Annotated in this window: 4 protein-coding genes; 1 reads left to right on the top strand and 3 read right to left on the bottom strand. The window is 71.5% G+C overall.

Translation table 11 applies throughout. The annotated features are described in order from the left end of the window. Window positions 1-114: 114 nt before the first annotated feature. The 3 genes from AB0J68_RS28350 to deoC are packed head-to-tail and all read right to left on the bottom strand — an operon-like array spanning window position 115 to window position 3,322. Window positions 115-933 (bottom strand): aldehyde dehydrogenase family protein, encoded by an 819-nt coding sequence (locus tag AB0J68_RS28350; RefSeq protein WP_354853953.1) that lies wholly within the window; start codon window positions 931-933, stop codon window positions 115-117. Then, on the bottom strand, window positions 926-2,356 hold the full coding sequence (locus AB0J68_RS28345; protein WP_363941476.1) for an aldehyde dehydrogenase family protein: 1,431 nt from the start codon (window positions 2,354-2,356) through the stop codon (window positions 926-928). The genes AB0J68_RS28350 and AB0J68_RS28345 overlap by 8 nt, the downstream gene beginning before the upstream one ends. A 6-nt stretch (window positions 2,357-2,362) precedes the next feature. After that, window positions 2,363-3,322 (bottom strand): deoxyribose-phosphate aldolase, encoded by a 960-nt coding sequence (gene deoC / locus AB0J68_RS28340; protein WP_363941473.1) that lies wholly within the window; start codon window positions 3,320-3,322, stop codon window positions 2,363-2,365. Between the two features lie 123 nt (window positions 3,323-3,445). Here deoC and upp point away from each other — a divergent pair, with 123 nt between their 5' ends. Further along, window positions 3,446-4,078, top strand: coding sequence for a uracil phosphoribosyltransferase (gene upp / locus AB0J68_RS28335; protein ID WP_354853962.1), 633 nt, complete (start codon window positions 3,446-3,448; stop codon window positions 4,076-4,078). Window positions 4,079-4,134: the final 56 nt, after the last annotated feature.

Raw genomic sequence — 4,134 nt, 5'->3', positions numbered from 1 at the left:
GAGCCCGCCCACGCAGGGATCAAGCCTGACCGCCCGGAGTGGGCGGGCTCCCCCGGAAAACCCACCCCGAGCGCGCGGGCTCTCCCGGAAAACCCAAAGGCCGAGGACAGACGATCACACCCCCTTGGGGTGCCACACCGTCTTGGTCTCCAGCAGCGCAGTCATCCGGGTCACGCCCGGATCGGCGGACCAGTCCGCCTCGGCCGGTCGGAGCACCCGCTTGAGGTTCTCCGCGGCCTTGACCTCCAGCTCGGTGGCGAGCGACGCGTCGGTCACCCCGGTCAGGTCGATCGCGTTGACGTCCATGTGCGCCGCCAGCGCCGGCGCGGTCTCGGTGATCGCGCCGGTGAGGATGTTGACCACCCCGCCGGGCAGGTCGGAGGTCGCCAGCACCTCGGCCAGCGTCACCGCCGCCAGCGGCTCCGACGGCGAGGCCGCCACCACCACGGTGTTGCCGGTGACGATCGCCGGGGCGATCACGCTGACCAGGCCGAGCAGCGCCGGGCGCTCCGGGGCGACCACGGCGACCACGCCGGTCGGCTCCGGCGCGGAGATGTTGAAGTACGGGCCGGCGACCGGGTTGGCGCCGCCGTACACCTGGGCGAGCTTGTCGGCCCAGCCGGCGTACCAGACCCAGCGGTCCACCGCGGCGTCCACCTCGTCGCCGGGGATGCCCAGGGCGACGAACTGCTCGCGGCGGCCCTCCAGCATCTCGGCGGCCCGGTAGAGGATCTGACCCCGGTTGTACGCGGTCGCGCCGGCCCAGCCCTTGACGGCGGCGCGGGCGGCGACCACCGCGTCCCGGGCGTCCTTGCGGGAGGCCAGTGACACATTCGAGGACTGCACGAGATACGACCGTCCCGACTCGCTGCGCGGGAACTTCCCGCCGATGAAGAGCTTGTACGTCTTGCGTACCGCGACCCGCTCAGACATTGAGGTACCCCTCCAGCCCGTGCCGGCCGCCCTCGCGACCGTAGCCCGACTCCTTGTAACCGCCGAACGGCGAGGTGGGGTCGAACTTGTTGAACGTGTTGGCCCAGACGACGCCGGCGCGCAGCCGGTCGGCCATCCACAGGATGCGCGAGCCCTTGTCGGTCCAGATGCCCGCCGACAGCCCGTACGGCGTGTTGTTGGCCTTCTCGACGGCCTCGGCCGGCGTGCGGAAGGTGAGCACCGACAGCACTGGGCCGAAGATCTCCTCGCGGGCGATGCGGTGGGCCTGGGTGACGCCGGTGAAGATGGTGGGCGCGAACCAGAAGCCCCGGTCGGGCAGGTCACACGGCGGTGACCAGCGCTCGGCGCCCTCGGCGGAGCCGGCGTCGGACAGCTCGCGGATCCGCTCCAACTGGGCGGCGGAGTTGATCGCGCCGACGTCGGTGTTCTTGTCCAGCGGGTCGCCGACGCGGAGCTGAGCCATCCGCCGCTTCAGCGACTCCAGCACGCGGTCGGCCACGTTCTCCTGGACGAGCAGGCGGGAGCCGGCGCAGCAGACGTGCCCCTGGTTGAAGAAGATGCCGTTGACGATGCCCTCGACGGCCTGGTCGATCGGCGCGTCGTCGAAGACGATGTTGGCGGCCTTGCCGCCCAGCTCCAGGGTGAGCTTCTTGCGGGTGCCGGCGACGGACCGGGCGATGGCCCGGCCGACCTCGGTGGAGCCGGTGAAGGCGACCTTGTCCACGCCGGGGTGCTCGACCAGGGCGCGGCCGGTGTCGCCGGCGCCGGTGACGATGTTGACCACGCCGGCCGGCAGGTCGGCCTGCTGGCAGATCTCGGCGAACAGCAGCGCGGTCAGCGGGGTGGTCTCGGCGGGCTTCAGCACCACCGTGTTGCCCGCGGCGAGCGCCGGGGCGATCTTCCACGCGAGCATGAGCAGCGGGAAGTTCCACGGGATGACCTGCGCGGCCACGCCGATCGGCTGCGGGTCGGGCCCGAAGCCGGCATGGCCCAGCTTGTCGGCCCAGCCGGCGTAGTAGAAGAAGTGCGCGGCGACCAGCGGCAGGTCGACATCGCGGGATTCGCGGATCGGCTTGCCGTTGTCCAGCGACTCCAGGACGGCCAGCTCGCGGGAGCGTTCCTGGATGAGCCGCGCGATCCGGTACAGGTACTTCGCCCGGTCGCGGCCCGGCATCGGACCCCAGACCTTGTCGTACGCCTGACGGGCGGCGCGGACCGCGCGCTCCACGTCCTGGGCGCCGGCCTCGGCGATCTCGGCCAGCACCTCCTCGGAGGCGGGGTTGATCGACTTGAAGCTGCCGCCGTCGGTCGGGTCAACGAACTTACCGTCGATGAACAGCCCGTACGAGGGCTTGAGGTCCACCACCGAGCGGGACTCGGGGGCGGGGGCGTATTCGAACATCGGCTATCAGTCCAGGGTGAAGTAGTCGGGACCGGAGTAGACCCCGGTCGTCAGCTTGGTGCGCTGCATGAGCAGGTCGTTGAGCAGGCTGGACGCGCCGAAGCGGAACCAGTCCGGGTCGAGCCAGTCCGGGCCGACGGTCTCGTTGACCATCACCAGGTACTTGATGGCGTCCTTGGTGGTCTTGATGCCACCGGCCGGCTTCACGCCGACCTGCCGCCCGGTCGCCGCGCGGAAGTCGCGAACCGCCTCCAGCATCACCAGCGTCACCGGCAGCGTCGCCGCGACGGGGACCTTGCCGGTGGAGGTCTTGATGAAGTCGCCGCCGGCCAGCATGGCCAGCCAGGAGGCCCGGCGCACGTTGTCGTAGGTGGCCAGCTCGCCGGTCTCCAGGATCACCTTGAGGTGGGCGTCCCCGGAGGCTTCCTTGGTGGCCACGATCTCGTCGTAGACCTCCTTGTAGCGCCCGGCCAGGAACGCGCCCCGGTTGATCACCATGTCGATCTCGTCGGCGCCGGCCGCGACGGCGGCCCGGGTGTCGGCCAGCTTGATCTCCAGCGGCGCCTGACCCGACGGGAACGCGGTCGCCACGCTGGCCAGGTGCACACCGCTGCCGGCCAGCACCTCGGCCACGTACGGGACCATCGCGGGGTAGACGCAGACGGCGCCGACGTGCGGGCAGGACGGGTCGGCCGGGTCCGGGCGCAGCGCCTTCGCGGCCAGCGCGCGCACCTTGCCGGGGGTGTCCGCCCCCTCCAGGGTGGTCAGGTCGACCATCCGGATCGCCAGGTCGATCGCCTGGGCCTTGGCGGTGGTCTTGATGGATCGGGTGCCGAGCTGTGCCGCCCGCTGCTCCGCGCCGACCTGGTCCACGCCGGGCAGGCCGTGCAGGAAGGTCCGCAGAGCGGTCTCGGATCGTCCCAGCTCGGAGAGGTCCGACCGGGCCGACGTCGTTGTCGCCGTCATGCCGAGAAGTCTACGCACGGAACCGCTGAGTGATCTTGGTCACGGTGGGCCCGACGTGAGCGGCGTCGCCGGTCCGACCGCACCCGCACCAGCACGCCGAACGGCCCGGTAGGTTGAGCGATCGTGGACGTACACGTCATTGACCACCCGCTGGCCCAGTCCAGGTTGACCGCCATGCGGGACGCGCGCACCGATTCCTCGACGTTCCGGGCGGCGCTGCACGAACTGACCACCATGCTGGTGTACGAGGCGGCGCGCACCTTCCCCGTCGAGCGGTACCCGGTGCAGACGCCGGTCACCGCCACCGAGGGCACCCGGCTGGCGAACCCGCCGCTGCTGGTGCCGGTGCTGCGGGCCGGCCTGGGCATGGCGGACGCCGCGCTCGGCCTGCTGCCCGAGTCCTCGATGGGCTTCGTCGGCCTGGCCCGCGACGAGGAGACCTACGAGCCGCGCGCCTACATGGAGTCGCTGCCGCGCGACCTGACCGGCCTGCCGGTGCTGGTGCTCGACCCGATGCTGGCCACCGGCGGCTCGCTGGAGCACTGCTGCCGGCTGCTGGCCGATCGGGGCTGCACCGACATCACCGTGCTCTGCGTGCTCGCCGCGCCGGTCGGCATCGAGCGGCTGGAGCGCTCCGGCCTGCCGTTGCGCCTGGTCACCGCCGCGATCGACGAGGGCCTCAACGACCGCATGTTCATCGTTCCCGGGCTCGGTGACGCCGGTGACCGCCAGTTCGGCGGCATGCCCCGGTTCTGATCTTCCACCCGGTCCGTGCCGGGTAACGGCGGGTCCGCGCGCGGTGGTGCGCGGAC

Origin of the sequence: Micromonospora sp. NPDC049580, assembly GCF_040675595.1 — a bacterium.
Taxonomy (GTDB): Bacteria; Actinomycetota; Actinomycetes; order Mycobacteriales; family Micromonosporaceae; genus Micromonospora.
The sequence above is the reverse complement of the archived record's forward strand: the minus strand, read 5'-3'. Positions and strand labels throughout refer to the sequence as shown.